Genomic DNA, 19,250 nt, shown 5'->3' with positions numbered 1-19,250 from the left:
CGGATGCCGCCGGGTGAGCCTCCCGCCCCGGCGGCATCCGGAGCACAACGGGGAGCAGAACGTCCCCTTCGGACGTTGTGCCGGACATGGGATCAGGGGAATGGGTGGAGCGGCCGCTCGTCGGCACCGACAGCGTGACGCCGGCCGAGCTCTACGAACAGGGGAAGCGGCTCCGGGACAGGACGCCCGCCGCCGCGCACGACCACGAGGCCGCGGGCGAGGACCGGCCGACACCGAAGCAGTACTTCGACGCCAGCAACGCCGGGCGGCTCCCGGAGCTGACCGACCTGCGCCGCGAACGCATGCTCGCGTCGCCGTTCACCTTCTTCCGCGGGGCCGCCGGGCTGATGGGCGCCGACCTCGCCGGCACGCCGTCGTCCGGGGTCACCGCGCAGCTCTGCGGCGACGCCCACGCCGCCAACTTCGGGCTCTACGGCACGCCCGAAGGCAAGATCGTGATGGACATCAACGACTTCGACGAGACCGTCCCCGGCCCGTGGGAGTGGGACCTCAAGCGGCTCGCGGCCAGCCTCGTGCTCGCCGGGCGCGAGGGCGGCATCGGCGAGTCCGGCTGCCGCGAAGCCGCCGAAGACGCCGTGAAGTCCTATCGCCGCACCATCCGCGCGCTCGCCGACCTGCCGTTCCTGCGCAGCTGGAACGCCCTGCCGGACTCCTCGGTGCTGTCCAAGGCCCGCGCCGACGAGCTGATCGACGACTTCGCCGACGCCGCCGAGAAGGCCCGCAAGAACGACAGCGCGAAGGTCGCCGCGAAGTGGACCGAGCGCGTCGACGACCACGAGACCGGCCTGGCGCGCCACCGGTTCGTCGAGGACCCGCCGGTGCTGACGCACGTCGACGAGCGGACCGCCGAGGCCGTCGCCGCCGGACTGGCGTCCTATGTGGACACCCTGCGCGAGTCGCGGCGGACGCTCGTCTCGCGGTACCGGATCGCCGACATCGCCTTCCGCGTGGTCGGCACCGGCAGCGTCGGCCTGCGCAGCTACGTCGCGCTGCTGCACGGCAACGACGACGAAGACCTGGTGCTGCAGGTGAAGCAGGCGCAGAAGCCCGCGCTCGCGCCGTACCTCGACCTGCCCGCGGCGGAGCACGAAGGACGGCGGATCGTCGACGGCGCCCGGCTCGTGCAGGCCGAGACGGACATCCTGCTCGGCTGGACCACGATCGACGGCCTCCCGTTCATCGTCCGGCAGTTCCGGAACCTCAAGGGCGACATCGACCCGGCGGAGCTGGAGAAGGACCACCTCGACGACTACGGCAGGCTCGCCGGCGCCCTGCTCGCCCGCGCCCACACGCGGTCGCTGCACCCGAAGCTGCTCGCGGGCTACTTCGCCGACGACTCCGAACTGGACGAGGTGCTGGGCGCGTACGCCGTGCGGTACGCCGACCGGACGGAGGCCGACCACGCCGCCTTCTCGGGGGCCTGACCGCCCGCGGCGAACGGGTGCATCACGAGGTCACGGTTATTCTCACGCGGGTGAGGACGTTGTGGGTGCCGGCCGCGGTGTGCGGACTGCTCGCGGTGCTGCTGGGGCTGCCGTTCGCCGGCGGGACGTCGCCCGGCGCCGTGGACGCGACGGTCGCCGGCTGGACGGCGCACCTGAGCCCCGGCGTGCTGCGCGCGCTGGTCTTCCCGACCGAGCCGTACGTCGTGATCGCGCTGGGGGTCCTCGCCGTCGTCCTGTGCCTGCGCGGCGGGCGGCGGGCCGACGCCGCGCTCGCGCTCGGCGCGCCGCTGCTGGCGATCCTGCTGACGGGCTGGCTGCTGAAGCCGCTCTACGACCGGTGGAAGAACGACACCCTCGTCTACCCGAGCGGGCACACGGTGAGCCTGGTCGCGGTGCTGACGGTGCTCGTGCTCGTCACGCGCAAGGTGTTCGTCATCGTGCTGAGCGCGGTGGCGCTGCTCGCGGCCACGGCCGGGCTGGTCGGCCTCGGCTACCACTACCTCACCGACGTCGCCGGGGGGACGCTGTTCGCGGTCGCCGTCGTGCTGCTCACGTGGTCGGTGCCGCGTCGCGCGCCAGCGCGGTCAGCCGGCTGACCGCGCGCAGGTACTTCTTGCGGTAGCCGCCGTTCACCATCTCCTCGGTGAACAGCGCCGGCAGCGGCTCGCCGGAGACGACGACCGGGATGGCCCGGTCGTAGAGCCGGTCGGCGAGGGCGACCAGCCGCAGCGCGACGTTCTGGTCCGGCGCCGGGTGGACGCCCCGCAGGTGCACGCGGGTGACGCCGTCGAGCAGCCGCCCGTAGCGCGACGGGTGCAGCTCGGCCAGGTGCGCGCACAACGCGTCGAAGTCGTCCACAGTGGACCCGGCGTGCGCGGCGGCCGACTCCTCCAGCACGTCCGGGGAAGCCGGGGGCGGCGCGTCCGGCAGGCCGCGGTGGCGGTAGTCGGGGCCGTCGACGCGCACGACGCCGAAGCGGGCCGACAGCGACTGGATCTCGCGCAGGAAGTCCTCCGCGGCGAACCGGCCCTCACCGAGCTTCTCCGGCAGTGTGTTCGAGGTCGCCGCGATGTACACGCCCGCGTCCATGAGCTCCTGGAGCAGCCGCGTGACCAAGGTGGTGTCGCCCGGGTCGTCCAGCTCGAACTCGTCGATCGCCAGGATCCGGTGCTCCGACAGCCGCCGCACGGCCTCGGCGAAGCCCAGCGCGCCGACCAGGTGGGTCAGCTCGACGAACGTGCCGTAGGCCTTGGGCGAGGGCGCCGCGTGCCAGGTCGAGGCGAGCAGGTGGGTCTTGCCGACGCCGAAGCCGCCGTCGAGGTAGAGCCCCATCGGGCCGGCCGGCTCGGAGGAGCCGCCGAAGAGCTTGAAGCGCTTCTTCTCCTTGCGCGCGCCCACCTCGGCGGCGAACGCCGAGCAGGCCTCGACCGCGGCGGCCTGGCTGGGCTCGTCCGGGTTCGGGAGGTACGTCCCGAACCGCACGGCGTCGAAGCGCGGCGGGGGCACCAGCGCGGTGATCAGCTCGTCGGCGCCGAGTTCGGGTCGGCGGTCCACCAGGTGCGCGGGCATGGTCGCAGAGCCTATCCGCGCGGCGGGTGCCGGTGAGCGGGCCTGTCCCCCGGTCGAGACGCAGTTCACGCCCGTGCTGGGATTGTCCCGTGCGGATCGTGTGGCCCCTTGCGACGGGCGAGCTGACCGGAGTGGACCTCGAAGAGATCTACGCCTACCCGGAGCACCTCGAGCGCCCCTGGGTGCAGGTCAACTTCGTCGCGAGCGCCGACGGCGCCGTCGAGGTGGACGCGACGTCGGCGGGCCTTTCGCACGCCGCCGACCGGCAGGTCTTCTTGCTCGGGCGCGACCTCGCCGACGTGATCCTGGTCGGGGCCGGGACCGCTCGCGCGGAGGACTACCGCGGGGTCGTCGCGGGCCCGAAGCGGCTGGAGCGCCGTCGCCGGCTCGGCTTCGGGAACGTCCCGCCGATCGCCGTCGTGACCCGCACCGCCGACCTCGACCCGGCGTCGCGGCTGTTCACCGAAACCGTCGTACCCCCGATCGTGGTGACCACGGAGACCGCGCCGACCGGCGCCCTCGAAGCCGCCGGGGCGGAGATCCTGCGCGCGGGCGACGACGACGTCGACGTCCGGCGCGCGCTCGACCTGCTCGCCGCCCGCGGGCTGCGCCGCATCGCGTGCGAGGGCGGGCCGCGGCTGTTCGGCCGGCTCGTCGCGGACGACCTCGTCGACCAGCTGTGCCTGACGGTCGCGCCGCTGCTGGTGGCCGGGCCGGCGGCCCGGATCGCCGCGGGGCCGGTCGCCGTGCCGCGCCGGCTCGCGCTGGCGTCGATCCTGGTCGAGGACGGCTTCACGTTCCTGCGCTACCGCCGGGACGCCGGGTGAGCGACGACGCCGACCTGCTCACCCGGGCCGCGGCCGGCGACGACGCCGCGTTCGGCGCGCTCGTGCGGCGGCACACGCCCCGGATGTACCGCGTCGCGCTGCGGATCACCGGCAGCACCGCCGAGGCCGAGGACGTCGTGCAGGACTCGTGGCTGGCCGCGTGGCGCTCCCTCGCCTCCTTCCGCCACGAGTCCGCGGTGTCGACCTGGCTCTACCGCGTCGTCACCAACAGCGCGCTCGCGCTGCTGCGGCGGCGCCGGCCCACGATCTCGCTCGACGCGCCGGAACCCGATGGTCGGTCCACTCTGGACAGTGCGCTGCTCGCCGGGGCCGATCCGGGCCCCGAAGGCCGCGTCGTGCGGGCCGAGGAGGTCGACGCGGTGCTGCGCGCGATCGGCCGGCTGGAGGTGTCGCAGCGCGTGCCGCTGGTGCTGCGGGAACTGGAGGGCCTGAGCTACGAAGAGGTCGCCGACGTGCTCGACGTGAACGTCGGCGCCTTGCGCTCGCGGCTGCACCGGGCCAGGGTGGCGCTGCTCGCCGAGTTGAGGGAGCGGTGATGGCCGAGCTTCAGGACCCGGAGCGGGATCCCCGCTGGGACGCCGTGCGCGCGGCGGCCCGGCGCCGGGTGCCGACCCCGCCCGGGCTGGTCGAACGCGTGCTGCGCGCCGTCGCGCGCGGCCGGCGCACCGCGGTCGAGGTGCCCGGCGAGGCGGGCAGCCTGCGCGTCACCGAAAGCGTCGTCGCGCAGCTCGCCTCGGCGATCGCCGCCGAGCGGGCCCCCGGCGGGGTGCGGGTTTCGGCCGTCGCGGTCGAAGACGGCGAGGTGCAGGTGCTGGTGTCGGTCCGGTTCGGCGTCGCCGCCGACGCGGCGGCCGAAGCGCTGCGGCAGGAGATCACCGCGGAGCTGTCCCGCCAGCTCGGCGTCGCCACGACGGTGAACGTGCACGTCGTGGACGTCCACCCCGGCTGACGTTCCCCCGATCGGGGGACCTTGCGTGAGGTTTGCTTCTTCGCGGGCATCGTACGGGCGAGAGACCGCCGCGAGAGGAGCCCGCACGCATGCACCCGGAACGGACCGAAAGCCCCGGCACGGTGACCCCGCTCAACGAGGAGGGCGCCGCCGGCCGCACCACGATCTCGTCACTGGTCGTGCAGAAGGTGGCCGGCCTGGCCGCCCGCGAGGTCGCCGGGGTGCACACCCTGGGCGGCGGCGGGGTGTCGCGCGCGCTCGGCGCCCTGCGCGAACGGATCCCCGGCTCCGGCACGGTCACGACCGCCGGCGTCGCGGTGGAGGTCGGCGAGAAGCAGACGGCGATCGACCTCGACGTCATCGTGGAGTACGGCGCGCGCATCGCCGACGTCGCCCGCGCGGTGCGGCGCAACGTGATCACCGCGGTCGAGCAGATCACCGGCCTCGAGGTGATCGAGGTGAACATCGCGGTCAACGACATCCACCTGCCCGGCGACGAAGAACCCGAATCGACGCGGGTGGAATGACCGGGCGCGGCACGGACGACCCGGAGGGCAAAGCGGCCTTCCGGGAGTTCGTGCGCGCCCACCACCCGGACGTGGGTGGTGACCCGGCGGAGTTCGCCGAGGGCCTGGCGCGGTTTCGCGCGCGAGAGCCCGCCGAGTCCGAAGTGGACTCCCGCTACGACGCCCCGGTCAGCTTCGTCGTCAACCGGCGCGGGATCGCGGCCGTCCTGGCACGGTGGCGCCGCCACCGTCGTCCGCCCCGGGTGCGGTGACCCCGCCTTCCGCAGTCCGAACCGTCCAAGGAGGACATGTGAACGCAACGCAGACCGGGCTCCTGGCCGGGCTGATCCTCGGCCTGGCCGCGTCCCAGGGGTTCACCGCGTTCCTGGTGACCCTGGCCGTCGGCATCATCGGCCTGGTCGCCGGCCGGGTCCTCGACGGCGAGCTCGACCTCGGCGAGCTCTTCGGCAAGGGCCGCGACAAGTGAGCCGCGTCCTGGACGTGCCGCGGGAGCTCGCCGAACCGGCCGAGCGCGGCACCCTCACCGTCGCGCACGCGGTGGTGCGCAAGGTCGCCCAGCACGCCGCCGACCAGGTCCCGGGCACCACGCGCGACGGCAAGAAGGGCGCGAGGGCGAAGGTCGGCGGCCTCGACAACGACGTCGACCTCGCGCTCGACCTCGCCGTGGGGTACCCGGCGCCGGTGCGGACCGTCGTCGGCGTCGTGCGGGAGAAGGTCACCGAGGAGGTCGAGCTGCTGACCGGCTACCACGTCCGTACCCTGGCCGTGACGGTGTCCGCACTCCTGCCGGACGTGCCGCCGAGGGTGCGGTAGCCGTGCGCCCGCTCGTCCGCCTCCTGTCCACCCTGCTCGGCCTGGCGATCGCGGCCGCCGGGGCCTTGCTCGCGCTCGAAGTCGGCTGGCACTGGTGGCGTCCCGGTTCGGGACCGCTCTTGGTGCCGTGGCCGCGCTGGCAGGCCGAACTCGCGTCGCTGGGCTGGGACGCCTACGCGGTGCGCGTCGGCGCCGGCGTGCTCGCCGCCGCCGGCCTGGTCCTGCTGCTCTGCGCGCTGGCCGCCGGGAACCGCGCGGTCCGGCTCACCGACCCGGCCGACGACGTGAGCGTGTCGACGTCTCCGCGCTCGCTGGCCCGGCTGGTCGGGCTCACCGTGCGCGCGCAGGACAACGTCGCGGGCGCGACGGTCACCGCGAGCGCCCGCCGCATCCGCGTCCGCGCGAAGAGCACCCTCGAAACCGAGGGCGAGCTGCGGCCGCGCCTGCTGGCGACGGTGTCCGCGCTGCTCGACGACGTCCCGCTCGTGCGACGGCCGAAGGTCTCGGTCGTCGTCGACTCCCCCAAGGACCGCCGATGAGCGAGCTCGCGAGTGAATCATCCAGCACAGCGCTTCGTGCTCAGCAGGCACCGAGCGTCAGCGAGGTGCGCGCATGAGCAAGTCCGCCGCCACGAAGGCCCTTTCCCGGTCGTACGCGGGCGAACGCACGCTGACGTTCCTCGTCGGGCTGCTGGCCCTGGCCGGCGGGGTGCTCGCCCTGGTGGTCGGCTTCGGCGTGCTCGGCGAGTTCCGCGGCCGGCGGCCCCTGCTCGACCCCCTCGCGCTCGACTGGCTCGGCGGCCACGCCACGCCCGCCCGGATCGTCGCGATCGTGCTCGGCGTCCTGCTGTTCGTGCTCGGCCTGCGGGGGACGCTGCGGTCGCTGCGCCCGGAGCCGCGGCCCGACCTCGACCTCGACAGCACCGAGGGCGCGGAGCTGGTCGTCACGGCCGCCGCGATCTCCGGCGCGGTCCAGGCCGACGCGGAACAGCTGGACGGCGTCAGCCGCGCCCGGGTCCGCGCGGTCGGGTCGCGGACGTCTCCGGCGTTGCGCATCACGCTGTGGCTGCACGAGGGCACCGACCTCAAGGGCGTCTGGGAAGACCTCGACGCGCGCGTCCTGACCAGGGCGCGGGAGTCGCTCGGCCTCGACGTCCTGCCCACGGCCGTGCGCCTCGAACTCGACACGAGCGCGGCGAAACGCGTGCGCTGAGCCGCGCCGTTCCGCAGAATGCGGGCATGCCCCTACCGCTGCAGCCGCCGCTGAAGCCGATGCTCGCCAAGCCCGCGAAGGCCATCCCGGACTCCGGCGGCCTGCTGTTCGAGCCGAAGTGGGACGGCTTCCGCTGCATCGTCTTCAAGGACGGCGACGAGCTGTACCTGCAGTCCCGCGCGGAAAAACCGCTGAACCGGTACTTCCCCGAAGCCGTCGCCCGGCTGCGGGAAACCCTGCCGCCGCGGGTCGTGCTGGACGGCGAGCTCGTCGTCGCGCGCGGTGGCCGGCTGGACTTCGACGCGCTCACCGAGCGGATCCACCCCGCCGAAAGCCGCATCACGCTGCTGGCCGCCGAGCAGCCGGCCGAGTTCGTCGCCTTCGACCTGCTCGCCCTGGACGACGAGTCCCTGCTCGACGAGCCGACGTCGGCCCGCCGCGACCGGCTCGTCGAGCTGGCCGGCGACCGGTTCGCGCTCACCCCGGCCACCTCCGACCCCGCCACCGCCCGGCACTGGTTCGAGCTGTTCGAGGGCGCGGGCCTCGACGGCGTCATCGGCAAGCCCCTGGACGAGCCGTACACGCCGGGCAAGCGCGTCCTCCAGAAGTACAAGCACCTGCGCACCGCGGACTGCGTCCTGGCCGGCCTGCGCTGGCACGTCGACGGCGGCCCCGGCGAACTCGTCGGGTCGTTCCTGCTCGGCCTGCACGACGAGAAGGGAGTGCTGCACCACGTCGGCACCGTCGGGTCGTTCCCCAAGGAACGCCGGCGCGAACTCGCCGAAGAGCTCGCGCCGCTGGTCACCGACGGCGAGGACCACCCCTGGGGCGGGAAGGCCACCGGCGAGGCCCAGCGGATCCCCGGCGGGATCACCCGCTGGCGCGCCACCGAGCACGAATGGGTGCCGCTGCGGCCCGAGCGCGTCGTCGAAGTCGCCTACGAGAACACCGAAGGCGGCATGCCGTCGCGCTTCCGCCACAACGCGCGGTTCGTGCGGTGGCGGCCGGACCGCGAACCCGCGTCCTGCGACTACGGCCAGCTGGACGAGCCGGCCCGCTACGACCTCGACGCCGTGTTCCGCGGCCAGGTCGTGCGGACCCGCTAACCCTCCTCCCACACCGGCCGTGCGAAGCTCGGCATGCTTTGACCGAACACCGCCCTTGATCGACGTGAGGACCTCGCCCGTGCGCCGCCGTTCCCGTCTCCTGGTCGCGCTGCTCGCCCTGGCCTCCGCCGCGGGCTGCGCCGCCGGGCCGTCGGTCCGCCCGGCCCTGGTCGAGAACGACGGGAAGACGACGGCAGGCACGCCCGCCGCCACCCCGCCGGTGGCGCTGCCGCCGCTGACCGAACCCCGGTCGCCGTCGCTGCGGTGGGCCGACTGCGACGACGACACCCGGCAGCGGATCGGCACCCCCGGCGTCCCGGACAGCCTGCACTTCACCTGCGCCCGGGTCACCGCGCCGCTCGACGCGCCCGGCGAGGCCCGGCGTTCGGTGGTGCGGCTGCTGGCGCTGAAGGTCGGCTCCGGCCCGGTGCCGCTGGTCGTGGTCAACGACGTCGGCGGCGAGCCGGGCACGGTGTACGCCGCACGGCTGGCCGCGACGCTGCCGCCGGCGTTCCTAGAGAAGTTCTCGCTGATCGGCCTCGACCGGCGCGGCACCGGGCTCTCGGGGCCCGTCCAGTGCGTGCCTCCCGACATCCGGCACGACCTGATCGACGCGGACCCGGCGCAGGGCGACCTGCAGGACGTGCTGGACGCCGCGCGCAAGGCCGGGCAGCAGTGCGCGATCGAGCTGGACGACACCCAGACCGCGCTGGACAGCTGGCGCAGTGCCGGTGACCTCGACGAGCTGCGCAAGCAGCTGGGCATGGACCGGCTCAACGCGCTCGGCCGCGGCGACGGCTCGAAGGTCCTTTCGCAGTACGCGGTGCGCTTCCCCGGCCAGGTCGGCCGGATGGTGCTCGACGGCGTCCCCGACCCGGGCCCGGACACCGCCGCGGTGCTCGACGCGGTCGCCGCCGGCGCCCAGTCCACGTTGGACGCCTTCGCCGCGGACTGCGCTTCGCGCAAGTGCGCCCTCGGCGACCCGAAGGCGGCCCTCTCCGCGCTGACCGACCAACTGCGGGGTACGGCGCCGACGACCGGCGACGGCGTCGCGTTCGGGCCGGGGGTCGCCATGTTCGCCGTCTACTCGGGACTGGCGCAGCGCTCGCGGTGGCCGGAGCTGGCCGACGCGATCGCGGCGGCGCGCTCGGGTGACATCGGGCCGCTCACGACGTTCGTCACGCCGGTGCTGCAGGACACGCGCGCGCAGCCGTCGCGACTCGACGTCACGGTGGCGACCCGCTGCAACGACAGCCAGACCCGGCTCTCGGCCGACCAGCTCGACCAGGTCGTGACCGGGATGCGGGCGAAGTACCCGCAGTTCGGCGCGGTCGTCGCCGAGCAGCTGGCCTGGTGCGGGCCGTGGCCGGTGCGGACCGAGCCGCTCCCGCCGGCGGGCGCGACCGGCGCGCCGCCGATCCTGGTCACGGCCACCGCCGCCGACCCGGTGACGCCCCAGGTGGGCAGCACCCGCGCGGCCGACCAGATGCCGACGGCGGTGACGATCACGTGGCAGGGCGCGGGCCACGGCTCGGTGGGCGCGTCCCCGTGCGTCACGGACGCGGCCCGCGCCTTCCTGGTGGACGGCAAGGTCCCGGCCGACGGCACCCTCTGCCCCGCCTGACCCCGTGATCAAAGGGTCAGCACGGGTGATTGGGGAGTCATCATTCGTGATTGGCGGGTCGACACGGTGTCAGTGCCGTGTCGACCCGCCAATCACGCGTGTCGACTCCTGAATCACGCTTGTCGGCGCTCCGATCACACGGGTTACTGGCGGTAGGACTCCACCTCAGACACCGGGCGGGCCGCGGCGTCGTCCGGGTTCTCGTGGAACTCCGTTTTCGCGCGCCGCTGCCGGAGCAGGTCCCAGCACTGGTCGAGCTGCTGCTCGACCGTGGTGAGGCGATCCTTGTCGCCGCCGCTCAGCCCCACGCCGACCGACCGCGTCCGGAGCTCGTGCTCCTCCGCGATCAGTTCGTCGATCCGGCCCAGGATCTCGCCGTCGGCCATCGTGTTCCTCCTCTTACCGGTTGCGCTGCTGCAGACGCTACCCCGGCCCCGGGAATTCCCGCCGCGCCCGCTTCGTTGACCAGGGCATGAGCACCGTTGAGCTGACTGCCGAGAACTTCGACCAGACGGTAAACGACAACGAGTTCGTCCTGATCGACTTCTGGGCGAGCTGGTGCGGACCGTGCCGCCAGTTCGCGCCGGTCTACGAAAAGGCCTCCGAGAAGCACGACGACATCGTGTTCGCGAGCGTCGACACCGAAGCGCAGCAGCAGCTCGCCGCCGCCTTCGACGTCCGCTCCATCCCGACGCTGGCCATCATCCGCGACAAGACGCTGATCTACGCCCAGCCCGGCGCGCTGCCGGAGCCGGCGCTCGAAGAGCTCATCAAGCAGGCTCGCGACGTCGACATGGACGAGGTCAAGCGCAAGGCCGCCGAAGCCGAGGCCGAACAGGCCTGACCACCACCACACCCGTGAAGGCCTCCTTACCGGCGCTAAGAGCCGGTAAGGAGGCCTTCACGGGTTTCAGGACCGGGTGGCGAGCCCGCGCAGGAAGAACGCCAGGTTCGCCGGACGCTCGGCCAGCCGGCGCATGAAGTAGCCGTACCACTCGTCGCCGTAGGGCACGTAGACGCGCATCCGCGAGCCCGAAGCCGCGATCCGCGCCTGCTCCTCCGGCCGGATGCCGTAGAGCATCTGGAACTCGTGGTCGTCGTCCCGGCGGGCGTTCTCGATCGCCAGCGCGGCGGCGATCTCGATCATCCGCGGGTCGTGCGAGGCCACCATCGGGTAGCCCTGCCCGGCCATCAGGACGCGCAGGCAGCGGACGTAGGATTTGTCCACTTCGGACTTCTCCTGGAACGCGACCGACTCCGGCTCGGCGTACGCGCCCTTGCACAGCCGCACGCGCGACCCCGGCCCGGACAGCTCCCGGCAGTCCTGCTCGGTGCGCCGCAGGTAGGCCTGCAGCACCGCGCCCACCCACGGGTACTCGCCGCGCAGCTCACGCAGGATGCCGAGCGTCGAGTCGGTGGTGGTGTGGTCCTCCATGTCGAGCGTCACGGTCGCGCCGACCGCGTCCGCCGCCGCGCAGATCTTCCGCGCGTTCTCCAGCGCGACGTCCTCGCCGTTCGCCGGCAGGAACTGGCCCACCGCCGACAGCTTCACGGAGACGTCCGCCCCCGAAGCGAGCCCTTCCGCGGCCAGGGCCGACAACACGGCTTCGTAGGCCGCGACCGTCGCCGATGCCCGGGCGGCGTCGGTGGTGTCCTCCCCCAGGTGGTCGAGGGTGATCCGCCGGCCGTCCGCCGCCAGTTCGTGAGCGACGCGGACGGCGTCGGCGGTCTCGGACCCGGCCACGAAGCGGCGCACCACGGAGCGCGTGGCGGGCACCGCTTCGACCAGCCGCCGGATGCCCTTCGAGCGGGCGGCGGCGAGCAACGGAGCGCGCAACATGACGGAACCTCCTCAGCCCTGGTGCGGGTAACGGACGCTGGTCGGCGGGACGAAGGTCTCCTTGATGGAGCGCGGGCTCGTCCAGCGCTGCAGGTTGAAGATCGAGCCGGCCTTGTCGTTGGTGCCCGAGGCCCGCGCGCCACCGAACGGCTGCTGGCCGACGACCGCGCCGGTCGGCTTGTCGTTGACGTAGAAGTTGCCCGCGGCGAACCGCAGCGCCTCGGACGCCTTCGCCACGGCCGCGCGGTCGTTGGCGATGATCGCGCCGGTCAGCGCGTACGCGGCGGTCTCGTCGACCAGCTTGAGCACGGCGTCGAAGTCGCCATCTTCGTAGACGTGCACCGACAGGATCGGACCGAAGTACTCGGTCGAGAAGATCTCGTGCTTCGGGTTGTCCGAGACGAGGATCGTCGGCTGGACGAAGAAGCCGTCGGTGTCGTCGGCCGTGCCGCCGGTGAGGACCTCGACCGACGCGTCGCCGCGAACGCGGTCGAACAGGTCGGTGTGCTTGGTGAACGCGCGCCGGTCGATCACCGCGCCGCCGAAGTGCGACAGGTCGGTGACGTCGCCGTAGGACAGCGCCTCGGTCTCCGCGACGAGACCGTCCTTCACCCGGTTCCAGACGCTGCGCGGGATGTACGCGCGCGAAGCGGCGGAGCACTTCTGGCCCTGGTACTCGAAGGCGCCGCGGACCAGCGCGGTGCGCAGGACGTCGACGTCGGCGGACGGGTGCGCGAGCACGAAGTCCTTGCCGCCGGTCTCGCCGACCAGCCGCGGGTAGGAGCGGTACCCGGCGATGTTCGCGCCGACCGTGCCCCAGAGGTGCTGGAACGTCGCGGTCGAGCCGGTGAAGTGGATGCCGGCCAGGTCGCGGTGGGTCAGGGCGACCTCGGAGACGGCCTTGCCGTCGCCCGGCAGCAGGTTGATGACGCCCGGCGGCAGGCCCGCCTCTTCGAGCAGCCGCATGGTGAGGTGCGCGGCGAACGACTGCGTCGGCGACGGCTTCCACAGCACGGTGTTGCCCATCAGCGCGGGCGCGGTCGGCAGGTTGCCGGCGATCGCGGTGAAGTTGAAGGGCGTGATCGCGTAGACGAAGCCTTCCAGCGGCCGGTGCTCCAGCCGGTTCCACACGCCGGGCGAGCTGATCGGCTGCTCGGTGAGGACGCGGCGGCCGAACTCGACGTTGAAGCGCCAGAAGTCGGCGAGCTCGCAGGCGGAGTCGATCTCGGCCTGGGTCGCGGTCTTGGACTGGCCGAGCATGGTGGCGGCGTTGAGGGTCGCGCGCCACGGGCCGGTCAGCAGGTCGGCAGCGCGCAGCAGGATGGCGGCGCGGTCGTCGTAGGACAGCGCGCGCCACTCCGGCGCGGCCTTCGCCGCCGCGGCGATGGCGTCGGTCGCGTCCTGCTGCGTGGCGCTGTGGATGGTGCCCAGCACGTGGCGGTGGTTGTGCGGCTGGACGACGTCGATCTTCTCGCCGCCGCCGGGGCGCTGCTCGCCCCCGACGGTGACCGTGAGGTCGACGGGTTCCGCCTGGCCCAGCCGCTTGAGCGCACCCTCGAGTTCCGCGCGCTCAGCGCTGCCCGGCGCATACGTCAGCACCGGCTCGTTCTTCGGGGCGGGGGTCCGGGTCACGGCGTCCACGGCGGCTCCTCTGCTGGCTCTTGCTCGGTAGATGCCCCGAACGGTAACTCCGGACACCCGCCAGCGGCTTGTCCAACCGGCTAAAATCGCTCGTATGATCTTGGCTGATCGAATAACTCCGGCGTGACCTCCCTCCGGCACGTGCTGGCGACGCTCGGCGAGCCGCTCGTCGAGGTCGTCGTGGCCCCGCACGGCCTCGGCGTCCCGGTCGACGACGTCGTGATCCTCGACCCCGAAGACCCCCTGGAAGCCGGGCCGGGCGACCTGGTGCTGGTGATCGGCGCGCGCGGCCGGGCGGCGGCGCCCGCCATCCGCGCGGCCGGGCGCGGGGGCGCGGCCGCGGTGGCGGTCAAGGGCGCGACGGACGCCGAGGTCGCCGCCGACGCGGGCGTCGCGCTGCTCACCGTCGGCGTCGAGGCGCGCTGGGAGCAGGTGGAGTCCCTGGCCCGCGGGGTCGTCGAGGCGGCCCGCGCGGGGGGTGAGGCGGCCAGCGGCGAGGTGCTCGGCGACCTGTTCGCCCTGGCCCAGACGATCGCGACGCTCACCGGCGGCCTGGTCAGCATCGAGGACACGGCGAACCGCGTGCTCGCGTATTCGCGGGCGGGCGACGAGGTCGACGAGCTGCGGCGGCTGTCGATCCTCGGCCGCGAAGGCCCGGAACGCTACCTCGCGATGCTGCGCGAATGGGGCGTCTACCAGCGGCTTCGCGCCGGCGAGGGGATCGTGCGGATCGACGAGCGGCCCGAGCTGGGCATCCGGCGGCGGATCGCGGCGGGCATCCACGCGGGCAAGCAGCCGCTCGGCACGATCTGGGTCCAGGAGGGCGCCCAGCCGCTCACCGAACGCGCCGAGACGGCCCTGCTCGGCGCGAGCCGCGCTCTCGCACCGCAGCTGATCCGCGCCCGGACGCTGCCCAGCCCGGAGCTGCGGCTCCGCGAAGACCTGCTCGCGAGCCTGCTGGAAGGGCGGCTGGACGCGGAGTCCGTCGCCGACGACATCGGCGCGGACCCGGCCCGGCCGGCGCAGGTGCTGGCGTTTTCCTTGGAGCGCTCGGACAACCGGCAGCTGCGCCGCGCCGAACTGGTGCACCTGATCGCCGTCCACACCGCGGCCTACCGGCGCAGTGCCCTGGTGAGCGTGGTCGGCGGGCGCGTCTACGCGCTCCTGCCGGACCTGCCCGAGCACTCCGACGCGGCGGTGCTGGCGCTGGCCAGGGAGATCGTCGGCACCGCGCGGCGGCACCTGGACGTCCCGGTGCGGGCGGCGCTCGGCGGCGTGGTGCCTCGCCTGTCGGACGCGGCCGCGTCCCGCGGCGACGCCGACCGCGTCCTGGCGGCGATGGCGCGCGGGCACTGGCCGGCCGACGTCGCGTCGCTGGCCGACGTCCGCGCCGAAGTGCTGCTGTCGGAGGTGCTGGCCTACCTGGGCGGGCAGCCCCGCATCCGCGACCCGCGGCTGACGACGCTGGTGGAGCACGACACCGAGCACGGCGGGATCCTGGTCCCGGCGGTCCTGGCCTGGCTCGACGCTTTCGGCGACGTCCGGGCGGCGGCCCGAGTCCTGAACATCCACCCCAACACCGTTCGCTACCGCGTCCGGCGCGCGGCCGAAGTGTCCGGAGTGGACTTCGCCGACCCCGCGCAGCGGATCCTCACTCAGCTGCAGCTGCGGCTGTAGACCCTGCTAGCTTCGCCGGCGTGGATCTCTTCTCGCGCACGTGGGCGGAGTTGCGCGCCGCGGTCGCCGCCCTTCCCGACGAAGACTTCGCGAAGCCGTCCGGCTGCCGGGGGTGGCTGGTCCGGGACCTGGTGTGCCACCTGGTGATCGACGCGCAGGACGTCCTGATCACGCTGGTGACGCCGGCTTCCACGGCTTCGACGCACGACGCCGTGACGTACTGGGCGGTGGCGGACACGCTGCCGTCCGGCGACGACCCGCTGGACGCGCTGATCGTCCGCCTGGCGGCGGCGTACGAGGACCCGGCGCTGCTGAAGTTCCACCTCGACGACGTGGGCGCCGCGGCGGGCCGCGCGGCCGGCCTGGCGGACCCCGGGACGCGGGTGCGGACGCAGGACATGGTCCTCACCGCGGGCGACTACCTGGCGGCGTACGTGCTGGAGTGGACGCTGCACCACCTCGACCTGGTGGCGCACGTGCCTTCCGCTTCGGGACCGCCTGCCGCGGGCCTGGCGCGGACGCGGGAGATGCTGGAGGAGATCGCCGGGACGGCGTTCCCGGCGTCGTTCCCGGACGAGGACGTGCTGCGGGTGGCGACGGGCCGTCGCTCACCGACGGAGACCGAGGCGGCGGAGCTGGGCGACCTGGCCATGCGGCTGCCCTTCGTGCTCGGCTGAGCCGGTCGAGGCAGGGCGCCCTGCCTCGACCGGCTCACCTCACGCCTGCACCAGGCTGAACCGCCGGCGTTCCCCGTCGATGCTGTCGATGCGGACCGTCACCCGGCTGCCCTGCCCGGGAGCACGATCGGTCACGAGCAGGCCCTGGACACCGGGGGCGACCTCGACGAACGCGCCGAACGGCAGCACCCGCGCCACGACACCGTCGAGCACCCCGCCCTCGGCGTGGGCCGCGACGAACGCTTGCCACTGGGACATGCGATTCACCTCCTTCCCGCGCACGTTCCGATGACGGAAGACGTGCGGGAGGCGGCGGGCCACGGGCCCGCCCGGAGATCACGGCGCAGCCGGGTACCCCGTCTGCTCACGGCTCGAGGCCGACCCGGCAGTCACGGGAAAACCATAGCGGAAAGCCATTGGTAATGTTTCGACGTGATACCAGTGCAATTCGAGATCCACTCACGAAATGGGCGTGTGAAGCTCCGTGAGTTCGGCCAGCGCGGTGAAAGAATCGAGCCGCGCGGATTGGTCGTAGGCGGCCGTCGTGGCGAGGACTTCGTCGGCACCCGTGGCCGCGACGAGGGCCCCCAGGCGGTCCGCCACTTCGGCGGGAGTGCCCGAAATCTGGACGGCCAGGGTTTCCTCCAGCCGCCTGCGCTCGCGGTCGGCCATCGGCAGGGCCAGGACCTCCGCGGGCGGGGACAGCGGCGGGAAGACGCCGTGGGAGCGCGAATACACCGTCGCCCACGCCTCCGAGACGAGCAGGCGGCGCGCGTCCGCGGCCGAGTCCGCGACGGCGATCGCCGACGACACCACGACGTACGGCTCCGGCGCCCACCCGGACGGCCGGAAGCCGTCGCGGTAGCGCGTCACGGCTTCGGCCAGGGCCCGTTCGCCGCGGACGGGCGCGATGACCAGCGGCAGCCCGAGCTCCGCGGCGAGGTCGGCCCCGGACCCGGTGGCCAGCAGGAACGGCGGCACGCGCAGGCCCTCGGCGGGATAGGCGTGGACACCGGGGTGCCCGTGTGCGCCGGTGAAGAACCCGAGCAGCTCCCGGACCTGCGCACCGAAGTCGTCGGCGGCTTCCTTGCCGTGGCCCAGCGCCTCGCGGACGCCGGCGGTGAAGCCGACCGACCGGCCCAGCCCCATGTCGATCCGGCCGGGGTACAGCGCTTCGAGGACGCCGAACTGCTCCGCGACGACCAGCGGCCGGTGGTTCGGCAGCATGACGCCGCCGGTGCCGACGCGGATCCGGCTCGTCGCGGCCGCGACGGCGGCGGCCAGCACGGTCGGCGCGGACCCGGCGACCCCGGGCACGCCGTGGTGCTCGGACACCCAGAACCGGTGGTAGCCCAGGCGTTCGACGTCGGCGGCGAACGCGACGGTGTCCCTCAGCGCCCGCGCGGTCCCGCCGTCACGCCGCACCGGCGAGCGGTCGAGAACGGAGATCCTCACCCCGGGTGCAACGCCCGGCGCCGGACGGGATTCCCGTCAGGGGCGCCAGCGCTCGCTGTAGTCCGGGTGGTCGGCGTAGGGCAGGGCCAGCAGGCGCAGCGTGAGACACCAGTTGGAGCCGGCCTCGTCGGCGGGCACGTGGCAGGTCTCACACCAGTATTCGCTGCCGTAGAGCGGAAAGCCGGGCACCTTCTCCGACACCGTGGTGCGGTGCGCGAGCAGGATCCGCCGGGTCGCCTCGATCTCGTTGATCATCTGGTTGACCGCGTCCAGGTCGAGGTCGGTCAGCCCGCGGATCTTCTGCTCCACGGCGACCTTCGTCTCGCCGCGGTTCATCGCGTCACCGGCCTTGGCCTTGCTGACGGCCTGCATGATCATCGCCTGCCGCGCGCCCACGCGCGCGGCGAGGAAAGCGATCAGGTCGTCCACTGAGGGCCTCCCTCGAACTCGCCCCAGGACATGTCCCCGGAGAGTCGTCGATCCGGAACCGCACGTTACGCCGTCGGAGCCGGTGGTCGAGACCACCAGCGCGGCCGTGCGACATTTGTGACCCGAAAGGCGACAGCGGGCAGTGGCGCGATCACTCCGCGTTTTCCGCCGTGAGGTTTCGATTAAGCCTTTGACGGGTTTCGGACCCGGAAGTGGCCCACGGCACGGTTGTGGGTTCGATTACATCCGGTATCGATCGAGAGGATTCCGGTGCCACTGAGTGACACCGGTCCGGCGGGTCACGCCTCCGGCCGCGCCTTGCTGGGCTGGACCCGCTTGGGCTCCCCCGGCATCTTCGGGTAGTCCGGCGGGTACGGCATGTCCCCCAGCCCGTGGTCGCGCAGGTCCCGCTCGTACCACTCCAGCGCCTTCTCCAGGCCGAACGCCTCGGCGTCCATCGCCGCGTGCAGGTCGCCGTGCTCGGCCAGGAACGCCGGGATCGTCAGCACGTCGAAGTCGTCCGCGTCGACCTGGGGCAGCAGGTCCCACGTCAGGGGCGTCGACACCGTCGCCCGCGGGGTGCCGCGGACCGACCAGCTGGACGCCACCGTCCGGTCGCGCGCCGCCTGGTTGTAGTCCAGGAACACCCGGCCGCCGCGCTCCTCCTTCCACCACGCGATCGTCGCCTTGCCCGGGATCCGGCGCTCGACCTCGCGGCCCAGCGCGATCACCGCGTGGCGGACCTCGACGAAGTCCCACTCCGGCCGGATCCGCACCAGCACGTGCACCCCGCGGCCGCCGGAGGTCTTCGGGTGGCCCGTCAACCCCGCGTCCGCCAGCACCTCGCGGACCACCTGCGCGACCTCGACGGCGTCGGCGAACCCGGCCCGGTCCGGCGGGTCGCCGTCGATGCGCAGTTCGTCCGGGTGGTCCACGTCGGAGCGGCGGACCGGCCACGGGTGGAAGTCGAACGTGCCCAGGTTGGCCGCCCAGGCGAAGACGGCGGGCTCGGTCGGGCACACCTCGGCGGCCTTGCGGCCCGACGGGAAGGTGATCTCGGCGGTCTCGACCCAGTCGGGTGCGCCCTTCGGCACGCGCTTGGCGTAGAACCACTCGCCCTCGACGCCGTCGACGTAGCGCTTCAGCGTGGTCGGCCGCTCGCCGATCGCGCGCAGCAGCGGCCCGCCGACGGTGATGTAGTGCTCGACGACCTGCCGCTTGGTGATGCCGCGCTGGGGGAAGTACACCTTGTCCGGGCTCGAGACGCGGACCGTGCGGCCGCCCACCTCGTACTCGATCGGGTCACCGTGCTTGGGCATGCGGCCACGCTAGCGGTGATCAGCCTCGACGCGGACGTCCTGAACGAGTCGTTCAGGACACCGGGCGACCGGCACCGGACGCGGAGCCGGCCCGCCAC

Annotated in this window: 24 protein-coding genes; 16 read left to right on the top strand and 8 right to left on the bottom strand. The window is 73.3% G+C overall.

Annotated elements, in window-relative coordinates:
- Window positions 1-86 precede the first annotated feature (86 nt).
- Window positions 87-1,445, top strand: a complete 1,359-nt coding sequence (locus QRX60_RS27185; protein WP_285994266.1) for a DUF2252 domain-containing protein — start codon at window positions 87-89, stop codon at window positions 1,443-1,445.
- Between the two features lie 65 nt (window positions 1,446-1,510).
- Window positions 1,511-2,062, top strand: a complete 552-nt coding sequence (locus QRX60_RS27180) for a phosphatase PAP2 family protein (protein WP_286003706.1) — start codon at window positions 1,511-1,513, stop codon at window positions 2,060-2,062.
- Here QRX60_RS27180 and zapE read toward each other — a convergent pair.
- Entirely contained in the window at window positions 2,016-3,035 is a 1,020-nt protein-coding gene (gene zapE, locus QRX60_RS27175) for a cell division protein ZapE (RefSeq protein ID WP_285994265.1), read from the bottom strand. The genes QRX60_RS27180 and zapE overlap by 47 nt on opposite strands.
- An 89-nt stretch (window positions 3,036-3,124) precedes the next feature.
- Here zapE and QRX60_RS27170 point away from each other — a divergent pair, with 89 nt between their 5' ends.
- The 11 genes from QRX60_RS27170 to QRX60_RS27120 all read left to right on the top strand — a co-directional run bounded on the left by QRX60_RS27170 (window position 3,125) and on the right by QRX60_RS27120 (window position 10,114).
- The gene (locus QRX60_RS27170) at window positions 3,125-3,862 is read left to right on the top strand and encodes a pyrimidine reductase family protein (RefSeq protein ID WP_285994264.1); all 738 of its coding nucleotides are present in this window, start codon (window positions 3,125-3,127) and stop codon (window positions 3,860-3,862) included.
- Window positions 3,859-4,419 carry an RNA polymerase sigma factor gene (locus QRX60_RS27165; protein WP_285994263.1) on the top strand — a complete coding sequence of 187 codons (561 nt, stop codon included), beginning with the start codon at window positions 3,859-3,861 and terminating at the stop codon, window positions 4,417-4,419. Before QRX60_RS27170 ends, QRX60_RS27165 begins: the two co-directional genes overlap by 4 nt.
- A complete protein-coding gene (locus tag QRX60_RS27160; protein WP_285994262.1) occupies window positions 4,419-4,832 on the top strand; it encodes an Asp23/Gls24 family envelope stress response protein in 414 nt (137 codons plus the stop codon). The genes QRX60_RS27165 and QRX60_RS27160 overlap by 1 nt, the downstream gene beginning before the upstream one ends.
- An 89-nt stretch (window positions 4,833-4,921) precedes the next feature.
- The gene (locus tag QRX60_RS27155; RefSeq protein WP_285994261.1) at window positions 4,922-5,359 is read left to right on the top strand and encodes an Asp23/Gls24 family envelope stress response protein; all 438 of its coding nucleotides are present in this window, start codon (window positions 4,922-4,924) and stop codon (window positions 5,357-5,359) included.
- Window positions 5,356-5,610: a hypothetical protein gene (locus QRX60_RS27150; protein WP_285994260.1), complete on the top strand. Its 255-nt coding sequence runs from the start codon at window positions 5,356-5,358 to the stop codon at window positions 5,608-5,610. Before QRX60_RS27155 ends, QRX60_RS27150 begins: the two co-directional genes overlap by 4 nt.
- Before the next feature lie 38 nt (window positions 5,611-5,648).
- Window positions 5,649-5,825: a hypothetical protein gene (locus QRX60_RS27145; RefSeq protein WP_086674141.1), complete on the top strand. Its 177-nt coding sequence runs from the start codon at window positions 5,649-5,651 to the stop codon at window positions 5,823-5,825.
- Window positions 5,822-6,172: an Asp23/Gls24 family envelope stress response protein gene (locus QRX60_RS27140; protein ID WP_285994259.1), complete on the top strand. Its 351-nt coding sequence runs from the start codon at window positions 5,822-5,824 to the stop codon at window positions 6,170-6,172. Before QRX60_RS27145 ends, QRX60_RS27140 begins: the two co-directional genes overlap by 4 nt.
- A 2-nt stretch (window positions 6,173-6,174) precedes the next feature.
- Window positions 6,175-6,711 (top strand): DUF6286 domain-containing protein, encoded by a 537-nt coding sequence (locus QRX60_RS27135; protein WP_285994258.1) that lies wholly within the window; start codon window positions 6,175-6,177, stop codon window positions 6,709-6,711.
- 73 nt (window positions 6,712-6,784) lie between these two features.
- A complete protein-coding gene (locus QRX60_RS27130) occupies window positions 6,785-7,384 on the top strand; it encodes an Asp23/Gls24 family envelope stress response protein (RefSeq protein ID WP_285994257.1) in 600 nt (199 codons plus the stop codon).
- Window positions 7,385-7,410: 26 nt separating this feature from the next.
- Window positions 7,411-8,490, top strand: a complete 1,080-nt coding sequence (locus QRX60_RS27125) for an ATP-dependent DNA ligase (protein WP_285994256.1) — start codon at window positions 7,411-7,413, stop codon at window positions 8,488-8,490.
- 79 nt (window positions 8,491-8,569) lie between these two features.
- Complete coding sequence (locus QRX60_RS27120) at window positions 8,570-10,114, top strand: alpha/beta hydrolase (RefSeq protein ID WP_408630143.1); 1,545 nt, start codon at window positions 8,570-8,572, stop codon at window positions 10,112-10,114.
- A 143-nt stretch (window positions 10,115-10,257) separates the two neighbouring features.
- Here the strand turns inward: QRX60_RS27120 and QRX60_RS27115 are convergent, their stop codons facing one another.
- The gene (locus tag QRX60_RS27115; protein ID WP_285994254.1) at window positions 10,258-10,500 is read right to left on the bottom strand and encodes a DUF2630 family protein; all 243 of its coding nucleotides are present in this window, start codon (window positions 10,498-10,500) and stop codon (window positions 10,258-10,260) included.
- Window positions 10,501-10,586: 86 nt separating this feature from the next.
- Between QRX60_RS27115 and trxA the strand changes: the two genes are divergently transcribed.
- The gene (gene trxA / locus QRX60_RS27110) at window positions 10,587-10,958 is read left to right on the top strand and encodes a thioredoxin (protein WP_086865313.1); all 372 of its coding nucleotides are present in this window, start codon (window positions 10,587-10,589) and stop codon (window positions 10,956-10,958) included.
- Between the two features lie 66 nt (window positions 10,959-11,024).
- On the opposite strand, the gene QRX60_RS27105 is transcribed toward trxA, so the two are convergent.
- Window positions 11,025-11,954 carry a proline dehydrogenase family protein gene (locus QRX60_RS27105; RefSeq protein WP_285994253.1) on the bottom strand — a complete coding sequence of 310 codons (930 nt, stop codon included), beginning with the start codon at window positions 11,952-11,954 and terminating at the stop codon, window positions 11,025-11,027.
- Between the two features lie 12 nt (window positions 11,955-11,966).
- The gene (gene pruA, locus QRX60_RS27100) at window positions 11,967-13,595 is read right to left on the bottom strand and encodes an L-glutamate gamma-semialdehyde dehydrogenase (RefSeq protein WP_285994252.1); all 1,629 of its coding nucleotides are present in this window, start codon (window positions 13,593-13,595) and stop codon (window positions 11,967-11,969) included.
- A 123-nt stretch (window positions 13,596-13,718) separates the two neighbouring features.
- On the opposite strand from pruA, the gene QRX60_RS27095 reads away from it, so the two are divergent.
- Window positions 13,719-15,272: a PucR family transcriptional regulator gene (locus QRX60_RS27095; protein WP_285994251.1), complete on the top strand. Its 1,554-nt coding sequence runs from the start codon at window positions 13,719-13,721 to the stop codon at window positions 15,270-15,272.
- Window positions 15,273-15,292: 20 nt separating this feature from the next.
- A complete protein-coding gene (locus QRX60_RS27090; RefSeq protein WP_285994250.1) occupies window positions 15,293-15,949 on the top strand; it encodes a maleylpyruvate isomerase N-terminal domain-containing protein in 657 nt (218 codons plus the stop codon).
- 39 nt (window positions 15,950-15,988) lie between these two features.
- Here QRX60_RS27090 and QRX60_RS27085 read toward each other — a convergent pair whose 3' ends face one another.
- From QRX60_RS27085 to QRX60_RS27070, 4 genes are all read right to left on the bottom strand, one after another.
- On the bottom strand, window positions 15,989-16,207 hold the full coding sequence (locus QRX60_RS27085) for a hypothetical protein (RefSeq protein WP_285994249.1): 219 nt from the start codon (window positions 16,205-16,207) through the stop codon (window positions 15,989-15,991).
- Between the two features lie 201 nt (window positions 16,208-16,408).
- Window positions 16,409-17,404, bottom strand: coding sequence for an LLM class flavin-dependent oxidoreductase (locus tag QRX60_RS27080; protein ID WP_285994248.1), 996 nt, complete (start codon window positions 17,402-17,404; stop codon window positions 16,409-16,411).
- Between the two features lie 36 nt (window positions 17,405-17,440).
- On the bottom strand, window positions 17,441-17,833 hold the full coding sequence (locus QRX60_RS27075) for a DUF6221 family protein (protein WP_285994247.1): 393 nt from the start codon (window positions 17,831-17,833) through the stop codon (window positions 17,441-17,443).
- Window positions 17,834-18,132: 299 nt separating this feature from the next.
- Window positions 18,133-19,152 (bottom strand): DNA polymerase domain-containing protein, encoded by a 1,020-nt coding sequence (locus QRX60_RS27070; protein ID WP_285994246.1) that lies wholly within the window; start codon window positions 19,150-19,152, stop codon window positions 18,133-18,135.
- Window positions 19,153-19,250: the final 98 nt, after the last annotated feature.

It is taken from the genome of Amycolatopsis mongoliensis (genome assembly GCF_030285665.1).
Lineage (GTDB): Bacteria > Actinomycetota > Actinomycetes > Mycobacteriales > Pseudonocardiaceae > Amycolatopsis > Amycolatopsis mongoliensis.
Note: the sequence above shows the minus strand (reverse complement) of the source record. Positions and strands in the feature narration are given on the sequence as shown.